Origin of the sequence: Sphingobium sp. LB126 (assembly GCF_002795205.1) — a bacterium.
GTDB classification, from domain to species: domain Bacteria; phylum Pseudomonadota; class Alphaproteobacteria; order Sphingomonadales; family Sphingomonadaceae; genus Sphingobium; species Sphingobium chungbukense.
In genome coordinates, this window is record NZ_NETV01000001.1 from 2,644,250 (window position 1) to 2,664,629 (window position 20,380).

Sequence of the window (20,380 nt, forward strand, 5' to 3'; positions counted from 1 at the left end):
GTGGGCTCTTGCCCACCCCTCATTCCATCATGATCCGGGCTTCGTCTTGCTGGCGGCGATCGCGAACTTCTTGATGTCGCGCAACTTCTGCCTTTCGTTCGCGGTCGAAATCCGCCTGAATCCGATGGCGCTAGGAATAAGCGGTTTCGGGAAACCCACGGCGCAGAATGAGGAAAGGCCTGTCCGTCCTGATCCCGGCCTCGTAATAAGCGATCCGGTTCGAGCCGATCGGGGCAAACTGTGCAGCAGGCAGGGCTCCCATTCCACATCATTCCTGTTTGTGGCGTCGACGCGCATGACGGCAGTATGTCTGGTCGTGACACGATGCAGGCAGTCGGTCAGGTTGAGACCCCGGCTTCCTCGTTGAAGCGGGCGCGCAGTACCTTCTTGTCAATCTTTCCGACGCTGGTGCGATGTAGGGCATCGAGGATTACGAACCTGTCAAGCCGGGCAAACCGGGTGATTGCGCCATCGGCGATCGCTTTCTCGACGGGCACATTGATGCTGACCAGCGTGGGCGTCATACCGGGGAGCGGCACCACCACCGCAAGCGGCCGTTCGCCCCATTTGGCGTCGGGCACGGCAATCACGGTGGCTTCCGCAACGCCTTCGGAGGTCGAAACAAGCTCCTCAAGCTGGATCGAGTCGACCCATTCGCCACCGGTCTTAACCACATCCTTGAGCCGGTCGCGGATTTGCACTCGGCCTTGCGGATCGATCGTCGCGATATCCTGCGTATGCATCCAGCCGCCGCGCCAGAGTTCCGCGGATGCCTTGGCGTCGCCCACATAGCAGCTTGTCAACCACGGGGTCCGAACGACCAGTTCGCCCCACGTCACGCCGTCATGCGGCAACGCGTTCATCGCATCGTCCACGATGCGCACGTCGACAAGGGGCACGGTAATCCCCGCGACCGTGAAGGTCGAGAGCATCGCTTCCTCGGTTGCAACGTCCTCAGGAGTCCGGCCCGCGGCCTTTACTATGACCGGGCAGGTTTCGGACATGCCGTAGCCGGCGCCGATCAACATTCCCCGCTGGCGCCCTTCAGCACACAGCGCCTTGGCGAGCGCCGAGCCGCCGATCGTCATCTTCCATCCGGTCAGGTCTGCACCACTCTGGTCGGCCGCCTTCAAAACCATTTCCAGAACGGTTGGCACGCAATGCGAATAAGTTACGCCGTGCCGACTACGCAGGTCGCAGATCATCGCGGGCTCATACCTGCCGGGATAGACCTGTTTCACACCCAGCATCGTCGCGATATATGGCAACCCCCAAGCATGGACGTGAAACATGGGCGTCAATGGCATGTAGACATCGTCGATCCCCAGGCTCGGCGAAGCGGAGGACGCGCCGAACGGTCCACAGGACGCCAGGGTGTGGAGAACCAACTGGCGGTGGGTGAAGCAGACGCCCTTCGGATTGCCAGTCGTGCCAGTCGTATAGAAAGTCGTCGCGACCGCATTTTCGTCGAAATCCACGAACGAATAGTCCGGCGACGCGACTGCCGACAGTGTCTCATATTCCCCCGCTGCCCAGGTCGGCAGCGCTTCATCTGCGCCATCCATGATCGCGATCACGGTCTTCACTTCTGGCAGCGTGTGGCGGATCGCCTCAATGATCGGAAAAAAGTCGCGGTGGACGAGAATAATCTCTGCCTTCGCATGCTGAAGTGTGTAGGCGATCTGCGAGGAGGGCAGTCGGACGTTCACCGTCTGCAGCACCGCGCCCATCATCGGAACGGCAAAGTAGCTTTCCAGATAGCGATGGCTGTCCCAGTCCATCATTGCCACGGTCATGCCCTGTTCGGTGCCGAGGGCTTCGAGCAGCGAAGCCAGGCGGCCGATGCGGCCAATCAGCTCGCGATAGCTATAACTCGCCTGATTGCGGTAGATGAGGCGCTGATCGCCTGCCTTGGTCAGCACACCGTCGAGAAGGTGTCTGATCGTGAGCGGGAAGGGATGGGCTTCAGCGGCCGGCTCCACAAAACGCAGGGGCATGATCTCTCCTTTTCTGAATGGGTGATTAGCGATCGAGTGTGCGGCCTTCGGCTGCGCAAGGGGCGAACAGAGGCGGCGCATGGAACAGGTTCATGCGATTGCTCTCCTATTTCCGGTCTATTGGGGACAGCGACGAGGCGCCTGTTCCCAAGCAGTCGCGCAGTGGGCTGACCCGCTCGACCGGCCCGGGCGCTTGCTCGCTTCACGCGTTGCCGTTGGTAAGGCGTTCCTCGCTGCCCTGCACGATCCCGGCGGGGCGGAAGAGGTGGTAGATGAAATACCGGCGCAGATAGGGCAGGCCTTCGCGACGGGTTGCTGCCCGCCCAGCCGGTCGGATCTTCGAAGCTCGCCCGCACGGGAGAAATCAGGCCATCAAAATCTTGTCGAGCGCAAGGCGGAACTTCTGCATGTCTTCAGCCGAACCGACGCTGATGCGCGACATCGTGGGATAGACCTCCCATGAACGGCCGATCTGCACGTTCCGGGCAAGGAAGGCCTCCATCATCTCCTTGGGCGACTTGTCCTTCCATTCGACCATGAACATGTTGGCCTGGCTGCCGGGGACGATCTTCAACCCGCGCTTGGCGATATGCGTCAGCGTTTCCTCGCGCACCGCGATCATCTGCGCACGACGGGCCTTGATCTGATCGGCCAGGGTGAGCGAGGCGATGCCGCAGGCGACCGCAGTCATCGGCAGGTTTTCGGTGACCTGCTTTCCATCGTAGCGCGTCATCCTGGCGAGCAGTTCCGGCGCACCGATTGTCAGGCCCAGGCGCATCCCCGCCATGCCGAACAGCTTGGAGAAGGTACGCAGTACGATCACGTCGTCGCGCGTCGCTGCGAGCGAGATCGCTGATGGCGTGGTGGCGAAGTGGATATAGGCCTCGTCGATCAGGAGGATCGCGTCCTTGGGTTTGTTCTCTGCCAGCCATTTGATGTCCTCCACTGGAGTGATTGTGCCGGTGGGGTTGTTGGGCGAGCAGATATAATAGAGTCCTGCATCGGGATCGGCGGCGAGCATGGCCTTGACGTCGTGCCTGTAGTCCGCGGTGAGCGGCACCCGCGTGACCTTGGCGCCGAGCCAGGCGCCGGTGCGCCAGATCGTCTCGTAGGTCGGGTTGCCGGTGACGATGCCACGCTTTGGGGAAGCGAAAGCGACCGTGGTACGGTTGAGCGGATCGCTCGATCCCGGCCAAGCGGTTATGCGCTCGACGGGCACGCCCTCGACCGCAGCGACCGCGGCGTAGAGCTTGGCATGATCGTTATCAGGTTCGTAACGGTTGCCTTGGTCCACGATCGCGCGCGCCGCCTCGGCTCCCGCGGGGAGCGGGCCCGTCCAGCATTCGTTTGCGCCGATCCGTACCGCGCCGACCACCGCCTTTGCCGCCTGCTGGGCGAAGGCCGCCTCGTGCTGTGCCAGCATCGCCGCTCCGCCCAGAAAGGCTGCGATGCGGCCGACGTCGCGGCGCGACCAGCCGCGCTCAATCAGGTCCTCGCATACTTCCGGATTTGCGAAGATGCTGGTGTCTGCAATCTGCATTTCAATTCTCCTTTTGATCTGCCCCCTGCTGAGTGGCCCAGAGACTATGATAGTCTGGACCACGAAAGGGACATTGAATGCCGAGCAAGAAGCACAAGCCGGAAGAGATTATCGGCAAGCTACGTGAAGTTGAGATCGTGCTGGCGCAGGGGGCATCGACCGCAGAGGCGTGCCGGCGGATCGCGGTCAGTGAGCAAACCTACTATCGCTGGCGCAAGGAATATGGCGGGCTGAAGACCGACCAGGCGCGGCGGATGAAGGATCTGGAGAAGGAGAACCAGCGGCTTCGCCGTGCGATTTCCGACCTGACCCTGGACAAGCTGATCCTGCAGGAGGCGGCAAAGGGAAACTTCTAAGCCCCGCGCGGCGGCGACGCTGCATTGATCATGTGCGACGAGAGTTTCCGGTATCCGAGCGACGGATATGCCGGGTGCTGGGTCAGCATCGATCGACGCAGCGCAAGGTGCCGCGCGGGGCGGATGACGAGCAGGCGCTGACGGAGGACATCATCGCACTGGCAAAGCAATATGGTCGATACGGCTACCGCCGGGTGACGGCGTTGCTGTGCCATGCGGGTTGGACGGTGAACCATAAGCGGGTCGAACGGATCTGGCGGCGTGAGGGGCTGAAGGTTCCCCAGCGCCAGCCAAAGCGCGGGCGTCTATGGCTCAATGACGGATCCTGCATCCGCCTGCGGCCGGAATATCCGGGACATGTATGGGCCTACGACTTCGTCGAAGGGCGCACGCATGATGGCCGCAAGTTCCGCATCCTGACCATCATCGATGAGGCCAGCCGGGAGTGCCTGGCGCTCGTCGTGGCGCGTCAGCTCAAGCATGAGGATGTTCTGGCGGCCCTAGCCGACCTGTTCATCTCGCGCGGCCCTCCGGCACATATACGGTCCGATAATGGCAGCGAATTTATCGCGACCGCCGTCCAGCAATGGCTGGGGCAGATCGGTGTGAAGACGCTCTACATCACGCCGGGATCACCATGGGAGAATGGCTATAACGAAAGCTTCAACGGGTCGCTTCGCGACGAACTGCTCAACGGCGAGATCTTCTACAGCCTCGCCGAAGCCAAGGTGCTGATCGAAGCATGGCGGCGGCATTACAACACCGTCCGCCCACATAGCAGTCTGGGATACCGGCCACCGGCACCGGAAACGGCGACACCGCCATATCCGGCCTCCGGTTCCGCTACGCTCCACCTCCGTCCGGATATGGCGGCGATGGGCTTAATCCACTAACAAACCTATCGGTCCACTCGGTGGGGGCAGATCAATGGACGAATTGGCGTCCGATCCCGACGTGAAATCTGCGGTCATTATATGTGAAGGCCGCACCTTTTTTGCCGGGGCGGACATTACAGAGTTCGGTAAGCCATTTATCGATCCTCTGCTCATTCCCGTTATCGACAAGATTGAGGCCAGTGAAAAGCCGGTTGTCGCTGCGATTCACGGGACGGCGCTGGGTGGCGGCTGTGAAGTGGCGCTTGGCTGCAACTATAGGATTGCCGTGCCGTCCGCGCAACTTGGATTGCCGGAGATACAACTTGGTCTGTTACCTGGAGCCGGCGGTACGCAACGGCTTCCCCGCGTTGTAGGTGTAGAGGCCGCGCTGGAAATGGTTGCGCTCGGTCAGCCCGTGACGGCGGCCCAGGCCAAGAAAATGGGATTGATCGATCGGCTCGCCGAAGAGGGCAGGCTGCTTGGGGAAGCGATTGCCATGGCGAGTGAGCTAGCGGATGCGCGCCCGTTGCCTCGCGCCAGCGAGAAAAGCGTGGATGCCGATCCGGCCATTTTTGATTCCTTTGAAAAGGCGAACGCCAGAAAGTTCAAAGGCTTTGATGCACCCGGTGCCAATATTCGTTGTATCGAGGCCGCGATCGCGCTGCCATTTGCAGAAGGAATGAAGGTCGAGGCCGAAGAGTTCAAAAAACTATTCTCGGGTTCGCAAGCCGCCGCGCAGCAGTATATGTTTTTTGCACAGCGCAGGGCGGCAAAGATCGATGACATTCCACGCGAGACCAAGCCGCGTGAGGTTCGTTCCGTAGGCGTGGTCGGTGCGGGCACGATGGGCGTTGGCATTGCGATGAATTTCCTGTCTGCGGGCATTCCGGTGACGCTCGTCGAGGTTAATGAAGGCGCGCTTGGGCGGGGCGTCGGTGTTATGCGCAAAAACTATAATGCGTCTGCGGCAAGGGGGCGGATCACGCCGGAGGCGGTGGAACATGCGATGGGCTTGCTGATGCCCACCGTTCAAATGGACGACCTTTCTGACTGTGATCTCATTATCGAGGCAGTATTCGAGCAGATGGAGATCAAGAAGCAGATTTTCGCCACGCTCGACACGATCGCCAAGCCTGATGCCATCCTCGCCACCAACACCTCCTATCTCAATGTTGATGAAATCGCGGCCGTCACTTCCCGGCCGGGTGACGTCGTAGGCATGCATTTCTTCTCCCCCGCTAATGTGATGAAACTTTTGGAGGTGGTACGCGGAGAAAAAACGGCCGATGATGTGCTTGCGACCGTTATGGGCATAGCCAAAACGATCAAAAAGGTGGCAGTGGTTGCCGGAGTCTGTTTCGGTTTCATCGGCAACCGTATGCTGAGGCAGCGGCAGGGCGCGCTCATCTTGGAGCAGGGTATCGCGCAGCGTGCGTCGGACATCGATGTCATATGGGTGTTCGGCTATGGCTGGCCCGCCTATCGCGGGGGGCCGATGTTCTGGACGGATATGGTCAGCGCAAAGACGATCGTCGAAGGTATCGAAGCCTACCGGGACAAGCTCGATCCCGAATTTCACATCGCACGGACGCTCAAGGAGAAAGCGGACAATGGCGGCAGCTTCATCACTTGAGCCATCCAGCCGGGAGGTGGGGGTGAAAATGCTGGTTCGCCTTCTCGACGTAGAGCCGAGCGGTCCCGGCCGATGGAAAGGTCGCCGCCGGCTTGGTGCGACGGGACGCGTATTTGGCGGTCAGGTTATCGCTCAGGCATTGGTGGCCGCGCAAAAGTCCGTCTCAGAAGAGCGCCAGATCCATTCATTGCACGCCTATTTCATGAGGGGAGGCGATGACAATTATCCCATTGATTTTCAGGTTGTTTCCGATTTCGATGGCGGAAGCTTCTCCAATCGTCGTGTGGTCGCGTCGCAAAATGGGCAATCTATCCTCAACTTCACGGCGTCGTTTCATCGCAAAGAAAGCGGCTTGAGCCATTTTGCACCAATGCCTGACGTGCCCATGCCTGACATAGTGCCCGACCACATGGAAATCATGAGGGAACGCATTCAAGAAGCCCCCAGCGCGGTCAGGCTCATGCTGGGTGAGCATAGCCCGATAGAGTTTCGCCCGATCACTCTTCTGCCGTATTTTTCACAGCCGGCTCAAGACCCGATATCGGAATTCTGGTTTCGGCTGGGATGCCCGATCAACGCTCCGACGACAGTTCATCAAGCCATTCTCGCCTATGTGTCAGATGTCGCTTTGCTTTCCACCTCGCTTTTGCCGCACGGCGTCAAGCCGGAGGAAATTCAAGGGGCCAGTCTGGACCATGCAATGTGGTTTCACGATATCTTCGATGTCAGCGAATGGATTTTGCACCGGTCGCATAGTCCCTGGGCCGGCAGAGGCAGGGGGTTGAATTTCGGATCCTTCTATTCGCTGGACGGAAGGCTGATCGCCAGTACCACGCAAGAGGGGCTGATACGCATCAAGTGAGCTAGGCTGCGTTGACAAAGTGGATTCCTGGCGCGTGAGGGAATTAAACGATTCGCAGTACGCTCGTCTGCTGACTGACGATTTCCGTCCTTATGCTTACGATCCAACGGCACCGATGGTAGTGACCAGCCATACGGTTCTTGTGACGCTAATTGTCGAGAATCGGACATCCCGCAGTCAAGAGCTGACCTTGGGGCTCAATATCGCTCGAAATCTATATTAAAATCCAGCGCAATTTCCGAAGTGTTTAACGAAAACAAGTTGATAGTTTGGATTTTGTTCGAGAATTTATATCGCCAGAGATAAATTTAGTGGTATTCGAAAAATATAATATGGCTTATTATTATTGAATTACTCCAAAATGAAGCGCTACGGGTCCTCGATAAGCTGCTTAACTCTGGCCGAGAAATTAATCGCTTCCTTGCCATCAATTATCCGATGATCGTAAGATAGCGCCGCATACATACTTGGCCGTATTTCGATGCGCCCCTTGATCACTGCGGGCGTTTCAGTGATTTTGTGAAGTCCAAGGATCGCCGACTGGGGAAAATTAAGGATCGGGACCGACAGGAGCGCGCCATAAGCGCTCTGATCGGAGATGGAGAAGGTTCCGCCGACAAGATCCCCGAGGGTAAGGGTCCCCTCATCCGCCGCCGCAAGGAATGCGGCAATTCGCTGCTCGATCTCGGTGATCGAAAGCCTGTCCGCATCGCGCAGGATGGGAACGATTTGCTCTCGGCCGGTGTCGATCGTGACCCCTATATCATAATGGTGCTTATGGACGATATCTGTTCCGTCCACTTCCGCATTGAGCAGAGGCGCCTCCTCAAGCGCGATGGTCGCCGCCTTCACGAGGAAAGGCATGAAGCGCAGGCGGATGCCGTGATGTTTCTCGAACGCCTGCCCGTGGGTGTGTTGCAGCGCGACCAGCGCAGTCATGTCGATGTCGTTGAAAGTCGTGAGGATTGCGGCACCGTTTTGCGCCAGCTTGAGCCGATCCGCTTTGGTCTTCCGTAAGCTGCTGAGCGGAATGCGTGCTTCCTGGCGGCTTGCCGTTCGGATCGCGGCGCGCGTACGCGGCACTCCAGCCGGTGACCGTGGCTTCAACAACGGATTCACCCAATATGGGCACCTGGACTTCGACTGACATTCCTGACCTTTCGTTTCGACAGGCCTCAAGGGATCCGGTCGGGCACATCTCTCCTGTGCGCTCGCTGCCCAGCCGCCATCATTGATTGGCGCCCGAGACCTATTGGCGGGCGAGCAGTCCCCGTGCGACCACATGCGCCTGTATTTCCGCTGCGCCTTCGAACACATTGAGGATACGCGCATCACAGAGAATGCGGCTCGCTTCATATTCGAGGGCATAACCATTGCCTCCGTGGATCTGAACCGTTGCATCGGCTGCGGACCAGGTGACCCGCGCGGCGATCAGCTTCGCCATGCCGGCTTCGATGTCGCAGCGTTCCCCCAGGTCCTTCCTTCGCGCCGCCCCATAGGTCATCTCGCGCGCGAGCAGGGTTTCCGACGCCATGATCGCGATCTTGTCGCCAACGCGCGGAAATTTGGCAATGGGCTTGCCGAACTGCTTGCGTTCCAGGGCATAGCTGAGCCCCAGTTCCAGCGCGCGGCGGGCGACGCCGATCGCCCGCGCCGCCGTCTGGATGCGAGCGCCTTCGAAGGTCCGCATCAGGCCGTTTGAAGCCCTTGCCTTCTTCGTCCCCCAGCAACCCTCCTCGATCGACCACGAACGCGTCGAAGCCGATTTCATATTCACGCATGCCACGGTAACCGAGGACCTCGATTTCGCCTCCGCTCATACCTTCGGCAGGAAAGGGATCCTGCTCGGTCCCCCCGCGGTTTCGGCGCCAGCAATATGGAAAGCCCGTCATAGGAGCGTGTGGAGGGATCGGTCCGAACCAGAATTGTCATGAGGTCACTGCGCGCGCCATGCGTGATCCAGGACTTCCCACCGGTTACCTGCCATTCGCCGTCTTCGCCCTTGACCGCGGATGTGCGCAGGCTGCCCAAGTCGGAACCGGTATCCGACTCGGTAAAGACGGCGGTCGTCAAGTATTCGCCCGATGCTATTTTGGGCAACCACAGCCTCTTCTGCTCTTCCGTGCCCGCGTTGGATATCAACTCGCCAGCGATCTCCGATCGCGCGCCGAGCGAGCCGGTGGCGATCCAGGCACGGCTCCCGCCGCCTTTCTTTATCCGCATAAACGGGATTGGTGCGCTGACGCCCCATGGTGAGGATCCGCACCGCTTCCATGCGAGCAGTGGGAGCCGTCCATGGCGATCCGTGGCGACCAATAGTGTAGCGCTTGGTCTTCGCCTCGCGTCCGCCCATCCGATATTGAAAGATATAGGTCTTCAATCCCGACGTGGACGTCCTCACGCCGAAGCCCTTCAGGTCATCGTCCCACCGAAATGAAGCCGATGAACGGCCTGCAAACGGCCGACTGATTCCTACGTGATTTTGCCGGTTGCCATACGTCACTTTGGACCGTGATTTTATAATCACTTTGCAATCACCGTAGCGAAAGCGATAGCGCATGATAACGTAGGTAAATGCCTATAACAATCTGATAAAGATACGAAAAATCTACGCTATCTTATCCTTATTTACGCCGATATTTCATGTACCACACTTCGTGGCCGATGCGGCGGGCCTTGGCCTCATAGCGTGTTTCGGGCCAGCCGCCGGGGCGGGTCTGGAAATCGGTGGGGGAGTTCGCCAGCCATTCGAAGTCGGGGTGGCCGTTCATCACCATCAGCGCCCAGCGCAGATAGACCGGGTGATCCGTGCCGAAGCGGAATTCGCCGCCGGGCTTGAGCTTCCTCGCGATCATGGCCACCGGGCCCGGGTTCATCATGCGGCGCTTGGCGTGGCGGGCCTTGGGCCAGGGATCGGGGTGGAGGAGGTAGACGAAGCTCAGCGCGCCGTCGGGAATGCGGTCCAGCACCTGAAGCGCGTCGCCCATGTGAAGGCGGACATTGCCCAGCGCCTGGTCGCGGACATGGCCGAGGGCCTGGACGACGCCGTTCAAAAAGGGTTCGCAGCCGATGAAGCCATGATCGGGCAGCAGGTCGGCGCGATAGGCGAGATGCTCGCCGCCGCCAAAGCCGATCTCGAAATGCAGCGGGCGATCGTAACCGAACAGATTGGCGGCGGTCACTTCGCCTTCTTCGGGGACGGAAAGGGCAGGGAGCAGCGTGTCGACCAGTTCCTGTTGACCCTTGCGGAGCCTGGGTCCGGACTGACGGCCGTAAAGGCGGTTGAGCGTGGTGGGATCGCCGGATTTATGCGCTGTCATGCGCGCGCCGATAGCGGGCGGAGGCCATGGGGGCAAGCCGGAAGAAGGCAGGACGAAAGGGGCGCCTCCTGTCCCCGGTGTTGAGGAGATTGATCGGGGACAGGAGGCGGGGAACCCGCATCGCCGGGGCTGGCGGCGATGGGGGCTGTTCCGGAACATGGCGTTCCGGAAGGGGGGATGGCTGCGCCGCGCCTGGTTTGTCAGGCCAGGGGAGCGGGCCTTTCGAACCGGACTGGCGTCAGCTCATTTGCACTTGATGAACTTACCCTTGGCGTCCCGGCACGGCCCCTTTTTGGGGGCGGGCTTGGCCGGTTTGGGCGGACATTTGATGAATTTGCCCTTGGCGTCCTTGCAGGGCGCGGCGAGCGCGGGAGCGGCGCTGCCTGCTACGAGGACCAGGCCGAGGAAGGCGGAGGCCAGAGTCCTGGTGAAAGGCGTCCCGGTGAAGGATTTTCCGATCATCGCATGTCCCTTTCCTGAGAGGGAGTTGCCGGGCCCGACAGGGGTGCGGGCCCGACACGCCGCTTATGAGCGGATTTGCGGCCTGGACCTAATGAACTTTTCTTCATTTAGCCGTCATGGTGATGGGGCAGCGGCAGAGGTCTAGCGGCAGGGCTTTCCTTCATAGGCGCGATGGTGGAAGGCGTAGCTGCGACCGTTCCAGCGCAGGACGGGAAAGCAGAAACCGGGGCCGCCGACCGACAGGTCGGGCCAGCCGCCGGGGCCTTTGGCGGCGAGGAATTCGGGGATTCCGGTTTCGTGCGCCATCAGTTTCCAATTGCCGTCGGCCTGCTGACTGAGCAGCCAGAAGGCTTGCCCGGTATTGCCGTAGCAATAGCTGCTGGATTCGGAGATGACGGCTTCCGGGCGCCCGTCGCCATTGAGATCGCGGCGTTCGTCGATGGTGGCGGGGGAAGGCGGTTGGCCGGAATCGTCGCAGCCGCTGGTCCAGCCGCGGCCATCATTCTTGAGACCCGCGGCGCGGAAGAGCGCGGCGTCGCCGGGCTTGGCAGGCGCCGCGAAAATGGGGGACGGGACGGAAGCGGTGAGCGCCGCTCCCATGGCCAGAGTGGCGATGGATTGGCGGTGCTTCCGTCCCATGATTCCCCCGATCATTGCATCAGGCGATGGCCGCCTTGAGCTTGTCTACCAGATCGGTGCGTTCCCAGGGGAAGAAATCGCCCTCCGGCTTGCGCCCGAAATGGCCGTAGGCGGCCGACGGCTGGTAGATCGGCTTGTTGAGGCCGAGATGGGTGCGGATGCCGCGCGGGGTGAGGCCGCCCAGTTCCTTGATGCCCTTGATCGCGTCCTCGATCCGGTCGTCGCCGACCGTGCCGGTGCCGTGGGTGTCGACATAGAGCGACAGCGGCTCCGATACGCCGATGGCGTAGGCGAGCTGGATCGTGCAGCGCTTGGCGAGACCGGCGGCGACGATGTTCTTTGCCAGATAGCGGGTGATATACGCCGCCGAGCGGTCGACCTTGGTCGGGTCCTTGCCGCTGAAGGCGCCGCCGCCATGGGGCGAGGCGCCGCCATAGGTGTCGACGATGATCTTGCGGCCGGTGAGGCCGGCGTCGCCGTCCGGGCCGCCGATCTCGAAGCTGCCGGTCGGGTTGATGTGATAGACGGTCTCGTCCGAGAGCAGTTCGCCCGGCAGGATTTCCGCGACGACGCCTTTCACATAAGCCTTGAGTTCCGCGTCCTTCGCGCCTTCGTCATAGCCCGGCGCGTGCTGGGTCGAGACGACGATGGCGGTGGCGGCGGCGGGCTTGCCGTTTTCGAAGCGCAGCGTGACCTGGCTCTTGGCGTCGGGTTCCAGGAAGGGAGCGCGGCCGCTGTGACGATCGGCGGCCATCTTCGCCAGGATCTTGTGGCTGTAGTCCAGCGTGGCGGGCATGAGGTCGGGGGTTTCGTCGCAGGCGAAGCCGAACATGATGCCCTGGTCGCCTGCGCCTTCATCCTTGTTACCCGCGGCATCGACGCCCTGCGCGATGTGCGCGGATTGGCCGTGGAGGTTGTTTTCGAAGCGGAAAGTCTCCCAGTGGAAGCCGTCCTGCTCATAGCCGATGCGCTTCACCGTTTCGCGGACCGTACGCTCGATCTCTTCCTGCGCGCCCGGCGCCCAGGCGCCGTTTTCATAAACGCCCTTGCAGCGGATTTCGCCCGCCAGCACCACGAGCTGGGTCGTGGTCAGCGTTTCGCAGGCGATGCGGGCTTCGGGGTCCTTCGACAGGAACAGGTCGACGATCGCGTCGGAAATCTGGTCGGCGACCTTGTCGGGATGGCCTTCGGAGACGGATTCCGAGGTGAAGAGATAGTTGTTGCGCATGGGACTCCCGTTAGCACGCTGTGCGGACAAGCGACATAAAGAAAAGTTTATGTGGCTATTAGCGGGTCGTTCTGCGGGTGGCAATGGCCAGTGCGATGAGGGCCAGCATGAAGGCGAAGGGCGCCCAGTTGCCAAGGCGGGCGAAGAGCGTCGGCGGCAGGGCGGGAGGGAGTGCGGTGTCGAGGAAACCGGCGCGATGATGGCCGATGTGGCTGAGGATATGGCCGCGGGCGTCGACCACCGCCGAGACGCCGGTGGGAGTCGAGCGGATGATGGGTATGCCTTCCTCCAGCGCGCGGAGGCGGGCTTGGGCGAGGTGCTGGACCGGGCCCCAACTGCCGAACCAAGCGTCGTTCGAGGGGTTGAAGAGGAAGTCGGGGCGGTTGGCTTCGTCCACCACCTGGCCGGAGAAGATGATCTCGTAGCAGATTTGCACGCCCATCTTGAGCTGTGGACGGCCGAGGGTGGCGGGCAGGAGCAGGCTTTGCGGGCCGGGGCCGGGCCAGAAATCGACGGCGCCGGGGACGAGTCGGGACAGGCCGAGCGGCTGGAGAAGCTCGCGCATGGGGAGATATTCGCCATAGGGGACGAGGTGCGACTTGTCGTAGCGGCCGAGCAGGCGCGCGCCGGGGTCGACGATGAACAGGCTGTTGTTGGCGCCGGCGAGGGTGTTTTCGAGGACGCCGTTCTTCTCGATGGGCCTGAAATAGACCTTGGTTGCGCCGGTCATCAGCAGATCGCCGGGACCGAGCAGTGCCGCGAGGCGCGCGCGCCATTCCGGTTCCAGATCGAGATAGGCTGGAATGGCGGCTTCGGGCCAGAAGATCAGGCGCGGGGCCGGGCGAGGCGTGCCGGAAAGGGTGGCGAGGGTCTGGAAATGCGCCTGTTCGAGTTCGGGGGAATATTTCTCGTCCTGGCCGATATTGGGCTGCACTATGCGGATGCGGGGCGCGCCCGGCGGGGTGGTCGGAGCAGGGGAAAGAAGGCTCCAGAGGGCAAGGGCGCAGAGTGGCGCGGCTATGGCGGCGGCGGGTTTGAACTGGCGGCGGATTGTGACGAGGAGCGCGCCGGAGGCCAATATGACGAGCGCGCCGACGCCATAGGTACCGATCAGGGTCGAGGCTATGGCGATGCCGGTGGGCAGCAGCGTGACGCCCAACGGGTTCCACGCGAAGCCGGTGAAGGCGGTGGCGCGGAGATATTCGGCGGCGAGCCATGTCGCGGCGAAGAGGAGGATGAGGGGCAGTTTGCCGTACTCCTGCGTCGGCAGGAGTCCAGTGCTGACGGCGGGACTGGGTTCCTGCCTGCGCAGGAACACGTGGTTTCCTAACCACCAGGTCATGAGAGTCGCCAGGCCCGGATAGACCGCGAGGTAGAGGGACAGCAGGACCACCGCGCCATAGCCGAACCAGTGCGGCATGGAATCCTGGAAGGTGAAGGCGTGGGCGATCCAGTTGAGGCCCAGGGTGAAATGGCCGACGCCGAACAGCCAGCCGCGTGAGAAGGCGCTGCGGCGACTGGGGGCCTGTTCGATCAGCACGATCAGCAGCGCGAAGCAGGCGAGGGTGACGGGCCAGAGCTTGAGCGGCTCGAAACCCGTGGCCGCGAGGAATCCGGCGAGCAGCGCGGTGAGCTTCGGGAAGCGGGCCGGGATATGCTTCATGGGCTGCGGGTCAGCGCAGGGTGGCCATGGTGGCGTGGCTGCACTTGTCGTTCTTGTCGCCGCTGCCGCCCGTCAGGGCCGAAGCCGCGATGAAGCCGCCGACCACCAGGACCAGGAAAGCGGCGGAGAGGAGGCCGAGATATTTCTCGATGAATGCCTTGATCGGACGGCCGAATTTCCAGAACAGGAAGCCCACGAGCATGAACTGGAAGGCGCGGGAGAGGATGCTGGCCCAGAGGAAGGTGAAGAGCGACAGGCCGATGAAGCCCGCGGTGATGGTGATCAGCTTGAAGGGGATGGGCGTTGCGCCCTTGATCAGGATGATCTCCGCCCCGTAATCGCGCAGATAGCAGGCGGCGACGGGGAATTTGGCGGCGAGGCCGAGCGCGTGCAGGATTTGCTGGCCGACCGCCTCATAGACGAAATGGCCGATGGCATAGCCGAACAGGCCGCCCAGCACCGATGCGATGGTGCAGATAAGGCCGAAGCGGATCGCGCGTTCCGGGCGGGCGAGGCACATCAGGCCCAGCAGCGGGTGCGGCGGGATCGGGAAGAAGCTGGATTCCATGAAACTGATGGCGAAAAGCCAGCGTTCGGCGTGGGCGTGGGCGGCTTTCGCCAGCGTCCATTGGTACAGCTTCGTAAGCATCGGCCAGACCCCTAGACCAAGAGGTTTCAGGCCGCCAGCGCTTTTGCCAGCACGAGCATTTCATAAGGCGGGTCGAGCGGCACCGGGTAGGGGCGGCGTTCGCCGGTCGGTTCGTAGCCGCGGCGCTGATAATAGGCGATCAGGCGGTCATGGGTGGTGATGACGGTCATTTCCATCTGGTGGGTTTCGAAGGCTGAAACCGCGAGCCGTTCGGCGGCGGCAAGCAGTTCGTGGCCGAGTCCCCCCGACTGGAGGCCGGGATCGATGCAGAGCAGGCCGAGATAGGCGCGGCCCTGGCCGAGGTCGGAAATCTGGACGCAGCCGATCGGCGCGCCGTCCTCTTCCAGCGCGACCAGCAGGCGTTCGGCGGGATCGGACAGGATCGCCTCCAGCGCGGGGATGCTGGTGCGGGGGCTGGTGGGCGGGGGGGATTCGACGGCCCAGCTTTCGCTGGCGGCCTCACCGCGATAGGCGCGCTCGATCACGCGATGGAGGCAGGGGAGGTCGGCGGCGGTGGCAAGGCGGATGTCCATGGCGCGGCTGTTTAGCGCGGCTGTGATCGTTGCGACAGCCCGCTTGATCAGCGGGAGCGGCGGCGGCTAGGTTCCGGGTAAAGGAGAAAATGATGCTTGGCATGGGTGAGGGCGGTTGCCCCTTCGAATTCAACACCGATCCCGCGACGTTCAAGGTCGGCGATTCGGTGAGCTACAGGGTGACGGGTAGCCTGGAGGGCATGCCCTTTGCCGGGGTGCTGCTGGAGGTGCATGAGGATCATGTCGTGCTGACGTCCGATCCGCAGGACAAGGCCAGCCGGATGCGGGCGACGCGGGAAAGTCGACCAGTCGTGCGGGAAGAGGATATCTGCTGAGGAGGACGGCGTTGACGGAACGGCGCCGTCTGGGCATGACCCCTCAGGCAGATACCCCCGGCGCCATCGAGTGAAACTGACCTTTTCATCCCCTTCCAAATGGCGTGAGCGCGGTGGCGGCTTGCTGTTCGCGCTGCTGTTCAACGGCCTATTGCTGCTGGCTTTGCTGACGCTGGCGCCCAAGCCCGTGGTGAAGCTGCCCGACTTCCGCAATCCGGTGACCTTCGAGATGGCGCCCGCGCAAAAGGCGGAGAAGGCGCAGTCGAAGGCCGAGAAAAGCGAGAAGAAGCGGCAGGAGAAATCAGCGCAGCGGCAGGTGCAGCCCGTGGTGAAGCGGGACCGGCCGGTGGTGAAGCCGACGGAGCAGCAGCCTTCGCCCTTGCCCTTCCTGGTGATCGACAGCCAGCAGATGGCGTCGGCGGATATCGGGAAGATGCCGAAGAAGGGCGCGGAGGACGGGTCGTCGGGTCAGGGGAACAGTGCGGCGGTGGCCGGGCCGGGCGAAGGGCCGGGCGGGGTGCAATTGTACGAGGCCGAATGGTATCGGCGGCCCACCCATGTGGAACTGGCAAGCTATCTGCCGGGCAATGCGCCGCCCCGGGGCTGGGGACTGGTCGCGTGCAAGACGGTCGACCATTATCATGTCGAAAACTGCCAGGCGCTGGGGGAATCGCCCATGGGGTCGGGCTTTGCGCGGGCGGTGCGGCTGGCCGCGTGGCAGTTCCTGGTGCTGCCGCCGCGCGTCAACGGCAAGGTGATGGTCGGAAGCTGGGTGCGTATCCGGATCGACTATACGCAGGCGGTGGCCGGGTCGGGCGACAGCGGGCGATGATTTCCTTTGCCTTTTGACAGCGGGGGGGCATGATCGGCCCTCATCATCAGGAGCGGTAGCATCATGATCCTTTATGGAGCGCGTCCTTCGCCTTTCGTGCGCAAGGTGCTTGTGTTCGCGGCGGAAAAGGGCCTCGAGCTGGATTTGCGGCCGGGCGGCTTCGGGCAGGGCGGGGACGCCTTTGCGCGGGCGTCGCCCTTCGGCAAGATGCCGGCGTTCGAGGATGGGGATTTCCGGATCAGCGACTCGACCGCGATCATAACCTATCTGGATACGCTGCATCCGGAGCCGAACCTGATCCCGACCGAGGCGAAGGCGCGGGCGCGGACGATCTGGTATGAGGAGTTTGCCGATACCATCGTCCAGGCAACGGGGATGCCGATATTCTTCAACCGGATGGTCGCGCCCCTGCTGGGAGTGGTGCAGGATCTGGCAGCGGCCGATGCGGCGGAGGTGAAGACCCTGCCGGGGCTTTACGATTATCTGGAAAATATCCTGCCGCAGAGCGGCTTTCTGGTCGAGGATCGCTTTACGCTGGCGGATATTGCCGTGGCCTGTCCGTTGATCAACATCTGTTATTGTAGCGCGGTGTTGAAGGAGGGGGGGCTGGCCCCGGACCAGGGCCTGGTTGCAGCAGATGCGGGAGCGGCCGAGCTTTGCCGTGGTGCTGGCGGCCGAAGCCAAGGCGATCGAGCGCATGGCCGCCGCATGAATTAACCCATATGGAACATTTATCTTGACATCGTCACGCTGTTCTGGCAGATGGGACGACATTGGGAAAATGTGAGTCGCCGAGGAGGCGTTGCGAAGGGGCTGGTCCGGTTGGGCCGGCCCCTTTGGCTTGGGCGCGGGGGATGGGCATGGTGGATGAGGTGAAGGAAGGGCGCGGGAGGCAGCGCTTCGGCGGGCGGGCGAAGGCGCCCGACCGGGTGCTGGTGCTGGCGAACAGCCAGTTGGGCGGCGAGGGGAGCGGGCCGCAGGTGCGGGCGATGCGTAGCAATGGCTGGACACCGGAATTGCGGGCGAAGTTTCTGGAGACGCTGGCGTTGACCTGCAATGTCAGCGAGGCGGCGCGGGCCGTGGGGCGGAACCTGTCGACCGTCTATTATCTGAAGCGGCGCGATCCGGGCTTTGCGATGGCGTGGAAGCAGGCGCTGAGCATCGGGCATGAGGAATTGACGGCGCTGATGCTGCGGCAGGCGCTGTTCGGCACGGAGCAGGAGGAGATCGTGCTGGACGGCGAGGGCGCGGTGAAGAGCCGGAAGATCCGGCGCGGGCATCCGCATATGATCCAGGCGCTCCTGTTCAGGGCGCATCGGCAGGAAGTGGCGGAGGCGCGGCGAGAGGAAGGCGTCGAGCGGCCGGATGGCGAGGATGCCGTGGCGCGGTTGCGGCTGGCGCTGGAGCGGGTGCGCAAGCGGAGTAAGGGGTAGGTAGGTCGGATTTCGGGCTCTCGAACAGGGAAAGAGTGGATGGTGGGCATCCTCCTTTCCCGGTGGGAGGGGAGGGCGAGTGATAACGGGCCGTTTCCCCTTCACCCTTCCCCTCACCCTTCCGCCGCGCCGCGCGCGGCTGGCTCCCTCTCCCGGTGGGAGAGGGGATTTAGCGACGTCGTTGGGCAGGAGCGGTCAGGGGGCGTAGCGGAGGTGGATGAGGGGATAGGGGCGGCCCTGGCCGTCCCGGTCCGAGCGGCCGGTGCGGGCGAAGTTCATCGCTTCGTAGAAGGCCATCGCCCGCCGGTTCTGTTCGTTGACGTCGGTGGTGAGCGTGGGATGCAGGGACAGGGCATGTTCGACGAGCCGCCGGCCCACACCCTGGCCATGCCAGTCGGGATCGATGAACAGCGCATCCATATGCGTGCCGTCGATCAGCATGAAGCCGATGGCGCGATCGTCCGGGTCGGTGGCGAGCCATGCGGGGGCCTGGGGCAGGAAGGCCGCGACTTCCGCATCGATCGCGCTGCGGTCGGCGGGGGCCAGGAAATCATGGGTGGCGTCGACGGCCTTGCGCCAGATGTCGAGCAGGCGGGCGCCGTCGGCGGCGCGGGCGGGGCGGATCGAACTCATGACGGGCATATAGGGGCACAGGGCCGGTCGGCCAAATTTCCCTGCACGAAAACAAGATGAAAGGACGGATGGCATGGGGCGGCTGTCGGATTTCGAGCGGCTGGCGCGGATGCCGGACAAGGCGCGCGAGCGGGTGCTGGCAGGGCTGAACGGTGCGGCGGCGGACGCCCTGGCGCATGACTGGACCTGGCTGGCGCGGCCGGAGCAATTGGCGCCGGAGGGGGATTGGCGCATCTGGTTGATGATGGCGGGGCGCGGTTTCGGCAAGACCCGCGCGGGCGCCGAATGGGTGCGGGCGGTGGCGGAGCGCGATCCCGGGGCGCGGATCGCGCTGGTCGGGGCGACGCTGGGCGAGGCGCGGGCGGTGATGGTGGAGGGGGCTTCGGGGCTGCTGGCCATCGCGCCCTGGTGGAACCGGCCGGTGTTCGCGCCTGCGCTGCGCAAGCTGGTCTGGCCCAATGGGGCGGTGGCGACTTTGTTCGGGGCGACGGAGCCGGAAAGCTTGCGCGGGCCGCAGTTCAGCCATGGCTGGGCCGACGAGATCGCGAAATGGGCGGGCGGACAGGCGGCCTGGGACAATCTGATGATGGGGATGCGATTGGGCGATGCGCCGCGCGTGCTGGCGACGACGACGCCGCGGCCCGTGCCGCTGGTGCGCGGCCTGGTGGAGCGGGACGGTGACGATGTCGTGGTGACGCGGGGGCGGACGGCGGACAATGCCGCATATCTGGCCGAGGGCTTCGTCGAGGCGATGGAGCGCAGCTATGGCGGCACGCGGCTGGGACGGCAGGAACTGGAGGGCGAGTTGATCGCGGAGGTCGAGGGCGCCCTGTGGAGCCGGGACCTGCTGGAACGCTGCCGGGTGGGGCATGTGCGCGCGGCTTTGGTGCGGGTGGTGGTGGCGGTCGATCCGCCGGCTTCCGCGCATGGCGATGCCTGCGGCATCGTCGTGGCCGGGTTGGGCGACGATGGACGGGCCTATGTGATGGCCGATGCCAGCGTGGAGGGGGCGACGCCGGAGGGATGGGCGCGGGCAGTGGCGGCGGCGGCGCTGCTGCATGGCGCCGACCGGGTGGTGGCCGAGGCGAATAATGGCGGGGCGATGGTGGAGAGTGTGCTGCGCGCGGCGGAGGCCGGGCTTCCGGTGCGGCTGGTGCATGCGAGCCGGGGGAAGGTGGCGAGGGCGGAGCCTGTGGCCGCGCTCTATGAGGCGGGGCGGGTGGCGCATCGGGGCGCCTTCTGGGCGCTGGAGGACGAGATGTGCGGGTTGGTGACGGGGGGCGGCTATGTCGGGCCGGGACGCTCGCCGGATCGGGCGGATGCGCTGGTATGGGCCTTGAGCGAGGTGATGCTGGGGCGGCGGGGCGAGGCGCGGGTGCGGGCCGTGTGA

General features: G+C 63.1%; 19 protein-coding genes and 2 pseudogenes. 8 read left to right on the forward strand and 13 right to left on the reverse strand.

The features are described from left to right. Positions 1–338: 338 nt before the first annotated feature. Together CAF53_RS12950 and CAF53_RS12955 are read right to left on the reverse strand one after the other, a co-directional pair. Positions 339–1,997, reverse strand: a complete 1,659-nt coding sequence (locus CAF53_RS12950) for a long-chain-fatty-acid--CoA ligase (RefSeq protein WP_100238262.1) — start codon at positions 1,995–1,997, stop codon at positions 339–341. A 364-nt stretch (positions 1,998–2,361) separates the two neighbouring features. Next, positions 2,362–3,537 carry a pyridoxal phosphate-dependent aminotransferase gene (locus CAF53_RS12955; RefSeq protein ID WP_100238263.1) on the reverse strand — a complete coding sequence of 392 codons (1,176 nt, stop codon included), beginning with the start codon at positions 3,535–3,537 and terminating at the stop codon, positions 2,362–2,364. Positions 3,538–3,614: 77 nt separating this feature from the next. Here CAF53_RS12955 and CAF53_RS12960 point away from each other — a divergent pair. The 3 genes from CAF53_RS12960 (at position 3,615) to CAF53_RS12970 (ending at position 7,263) form a co-directional block, all read left to right on the forward strand. Further along, a protein-coding gene (locus tag CAF53_RS12960; RefSeq protein WP_100238264.1) for an IS3 family transposase occupies positions 3,615–4,786 on the forward strand; the annotation gives its coding sequence in 2 pieces (ribosomal slippage) (positions 3,615–3,879 and positions 3,879–4,786; 1,173 coding nt in all). Positions 4,787–4,820: 34 nt separating this feature from the next. Then, complete coding sequence (locus CAF53_RS12965; protein WP_100238265.1) at positions 4,821–6,401, forward strand: 3-hydroxyacyl-CoA dehydrogenase NAD-binding domain-containing protein; 1,581 nt, start codon at positions 4,821–4,823, stop codon at positions 6,399–6,401. Continuing rightward, positions 6,379–7,263 (forward strand): acyl-CoA thioesterase domain-containing protein, encoded by an 885-nt coding sequence (locus CAF53_RS12970; protein WP_100238266.1) that lies wholly within the window; start codon positions 6,379–6,381, stop codon positions 7,261–7,263. Before CAF53_RS12965 ends, CAF53_RS12970 begins: the two co-directional genes overlap by 23 nt. A gap of 369 nt (positions 7,264–7,632) precedes the next feature. Here CAF53_RS12970 and CAF53_RS12975 read toward each other — a convergent pair whose 3' ends face one another. The 10 genes and pseudogenes from CAF53_RS12975 to CAF53_RS13020 form a co-directional block, all read right to left on the reverse strand. Next, positions 7,633–8,346 carry a 2-oxo acid dehydrogenase subunit E2 gene (locus CAF53_RS12975; RefSeq protein ID WP_157801262.1) on the reverse strand — a complete coding sequence of 238 codons (714 nt, stop codon included), beginning with the start codon at positions 8,344–8,346 and terminating at the stop codon, positions 7,633–7,635. A 166-nt stretch (positions 8,347–8,512) separates the two neighbouring features. Then, positions 8,513–9,462 (reverse strand): annotated as a pseudogene (locus CAF53_RS12980) (acyl-CoA dehydrogenase); the annotation flags it as partial. A 70-nt stretch (positions 9,463–9,532) separates the two neighbouring features. Next, positions 9,533–9,823, reverse strand: a pseudogene (locus tag CAF53_RS12985) (hypothetical protein); the annotation flags it as partial. A 64-nt stretch (positions 9,824–9,887) separates the two neighbouring features. Continuing rightward, positions 9,888–10,583, reverse strand: coding sequence for a tRNA (guanosine(46)-N7)-methyltransferase TrmB (gene trmB, locus CAF53_RS12990; RefSeq protein WP_100238268.1), 696 nt, complete (start codon positions 10,581–10,583; stop codon positions 9,888–9,890). A gap of 243 nt (positions 10,584–10,826) precedes the next feature. Then, positions 10,827–11,045: a hypothetical protein gene (locus CAF53_RS12995; protein ID WP_046764567.1), complete on the reverse strand. Its 219-nt coding sequence runs from the start codon at positions 11,043–11,045 to the stop codon at positions 10,827–10,829. Positions 11,046–11,186: 141 nt separating this feature from the next. Next, on the reverse strand, positions 11,187–11,684 hold the full coding sequence (locus CAF53_RS13000) for a hypothetical protein (protein WP_046764900.1): 498 nt from the start codon (positions 11,682–11,684) through the stop codon (positions 11,187–11,189). 19 nt (positions 11,685–11,703) lie between these two features. Then, positions 11,704–12,912, reverse strand: coding sequence for a methionine adenosyltransferase (metK, locus tag CAF53_RS13005; RefSeq protein ID WP_046764566.1), 1,209 nt, complete (start codon positions 12,910–12,912; stop codon positions 11,704–11,706). 58 nt (positions 12,913–12,970) lie between these two features. Next, entirely contained in the window at positions 12,971–14,575 is a 1,605-nt protein-coding gene (lnt, locus tag CAF53_RS13010) for an apolipoprotein N-acyltransferase (protein WP_100238269.1), read from the reverse strand. Between the two features lie 10 nt (positions 14,576–14,585). After that, complete coding sequence (locus tag CAF53_RS13015) at positions 14,586–15,224, reverse strand: YqaA family protein (RefSeq protein ID WP_046764564.1); 639 nt, start codon at positions 15,222–15,224, stop codon at positions 14,586–14,588. Between the two features lie 26 nt (positions 15,225–15,250). Further along, positions 15,251–15,757: a GNAT family N-acetyltransferase gene (locus CAF53_RS13020; protein ID WP_100238270.1), complete on the reverse strand. Its 507-nt coding sequence runs from the start codon at positions 15,755–15,757 to the stop codon at positions 15,251–15,253. Positions 15,758–15,849: 92 nt separating this feature from the next. On the opposite strand from CAF53_RS13020, the gene CAF53_RS13025 reads away from it, so the two are divergent. The 4 genes from CAF53_RS13025 to CAF53_RS13040 all read left to right on the forward strand — a co-directional run bounded on the left by CAF53_RS13025 (position 15,850) and on the right by CAF53_RS13040 (position 18,357). Continuing rightward, positions 15,850–16,092 (forward strand): hypothetical protein, encoded by a 243-nt coding sequence (locus CAF53_RS13025; RefSeq protein ID WP_046764562.1) that lies wholly within the window; start codon positions 15,850–15,852, stop codon positions 16,090–16,092. 70 nt (positions 16,093–16,162) lie between these two features. Then, a complete protein-coding gene (locus CAF53_RS13030) occupies positions 16,163–16,924 on the forward strand; it encodes a hypothetical protein (protein WP_197707410.1) in 762 nt (253 codons plus the stop codon). A 63-nt stretch (positions 16,925–16,987) separates the two neighbouring features. Beyond that, on the forward strand, positions 16,988–17,641 hold the full coding sequence (locus tag CAF53_RS13035; RefSeq protein ID WP_347337860.1) for a glutathione S-transferase family protein: 654 nt from the start codon (positions 16,988–16,990) through the stop codon (positions 17,639–17,641). 143 nt (positions 17,642–17,784) lie between these two features. Beyond that, positions 17,785–18,357, forward strand: a complete 573-nt coding sequence (locus CAF53_RS13040; RefSeq protein ID WP_242443438.1) for a hypothetical protein — start codon at positions 17,785–17,787, stop codon at positions 18,355–18,357. A gap of 195 nt (positions 18,358–18,552) precedes the next feature. On the opposite strand, the gene CAF53_RS13045 is transcribed toward CAF53_RS13040, so the two are convergent. After that, on the reverse strand, positions 18,553–18,999 hold the full coding sequence (locus tag CAF53_RS13045) for an acetyltransferase (RefSeq protein WP_046764560.1): 447 nt from the start codon (positions 18,997–18,999) through the stop codon (positions 18,553–18,555). A 100-nt stretch (positions 19,000–19,099) separates the two neighbouring features. Between CAF53_RS13045 and CAF53_RS13050 the strand changes: the two genes are divergently transcribed. After that, positions 19,100–20,380: a terminase family protein gene (locus CAF53_RS13050; RefSeq protein ID WP_242443483.1), complete on the forward strand. Its 1,281-nt coding sequence runs from the start codon at positions 19,100–19,102 to the stop codon at positions 20,378–20,380.